Origin of the sequence: Streptococcus mitis, from assembly GCF_003942695.1 — a bacterium.
Lineage (GTDB): Bacteria > Bacillota > Bacilli > Lactobacillales > Streptococcaceae > Streptococcus > Streptococcus mitis_BD.
In genome coordinates, this window is the sequence record NZ_RJNU01000025.1 from 1 (window position 1) to 1,452 (window position 1,452).

Here is a 1,452-nt window from a genome sequence, read left to right on the forward strand (position 1 = left end):
GTATCTTTATTTTTTACTGCCTATAAGATCCGATTTCCATCTTTCTAATATTGTTTGATCTAAATTATTGATTTGGTATTTAAGATGTATCGAATTAAGACTATATAAAAGAACCAATACAAATCTAGCTGTTTGAATCTTTTGTTTAATGGTCAGCAAGAATTCTCTGTCTCTCTCAGTTATTCCATAAATTTTATCTGAATAGTGGCTTTCCCCATTCAAAAGCAATCTATACATATGAGATTTTAGAAGTTCTCTCTCCTCTTTATCATCAATTGATTCACTTAATAATACTTCATTCGAACTTAACTCTGAGATCCCTTTTTGATAATTAAATGTGGAAAAAGCTTCCAATACTCGTCTCATAACGTTACCAATATACGGAGAAAAATCTTTTGCAAAATCACATTCCTCATCCTCAATACAAGCAAATTCATATATTTTTGTAAGTTGCGTAGAATAGAAGTTTTCCTCTTTCTCAGCTGTCTCTATACCAGTCATAGCATTCAATTGTTTTAATTTAATCTGATTATCTTTAAAAACTCTCTTCCCATCAGTATCTAAGACATCTTCAAATATTTTATAACAATTATAATAGACATCACTATCATGAGTTAGTATCAATATCTTACTATTCTCATTTCCAAGACCAATTTTCTCAATTTCTCCTCGAAGTAGACTATATATTCCTAATTTAATCTCATGATCAAAACTAGATAACGGATCATCAAGAACTAATAAAAGTGGTAAATTATATTGATTCTCAACATTTTGATTTTGATTGACTATAGAAAAAAAGTAACACAAACCAATAGCATTTCTTTCTCCGGTAGATAAGCTACTTAAATTTGTTCTTTTTCCCCTAGATAAAACATAATAAAATCCATCTTCCTGTTCTAATTTTAATCGTTCAGATTCATAAAATACTCTACCTAATTGTTTATTAATATTATTAAGGGCCAAAGTAGTATTTTTTACCGACTGCTCATCCTTTACAATTTTCTCATTTAACTCTTTTATTGATTCCTTAGTTCTATTTACTTTCTCCCTATTCTTAACTACTTCTTTACAAAAAATTTTTGTTTCTTTATAAGCTAATTTATCATTAAGTTTATTTGCTTCTTTAATGTTATCTTCAAGTTTATTAAATCTTAAATTATACATATCACAAGCTTCATTGTATACAGATAATGACACATCATAAGCATTTTTAGCTTCGAAAAGTGGTTCACTATTAAAGTCACATACCATATATACATTACTCTTCTTGGTCTTTAGTTCATTAATCATTAGATTAAGCCTTGATTTCAAATCTTTTATTGATTTATTCAAACTTATTCTTACAGATTCTTCTATTCTTTTATCTAAATCTACTGAATCTAATTCTTCAATTATAAGCTCAAATCTTTTAACAATCTGATCTATACACTCAATATGTTTAGATATCTCATC

General features: G+C 27.5%; 1 protein-coding gene. It reads right to left on the minus strand.

Going from position 1 to position 1,452, the window contains the following annotated elements; all coding sequences use genetic code 11:
* Positions 1–6 precede the first annotated feature (6 nt).
* Positions 7–1,452: AAA family ATPase (locus D8852_RS09855; RefSeq protein WP_142999068.1), on the minus strand; the 1,446-nt coding region annotated here is incomplete at its 5' end.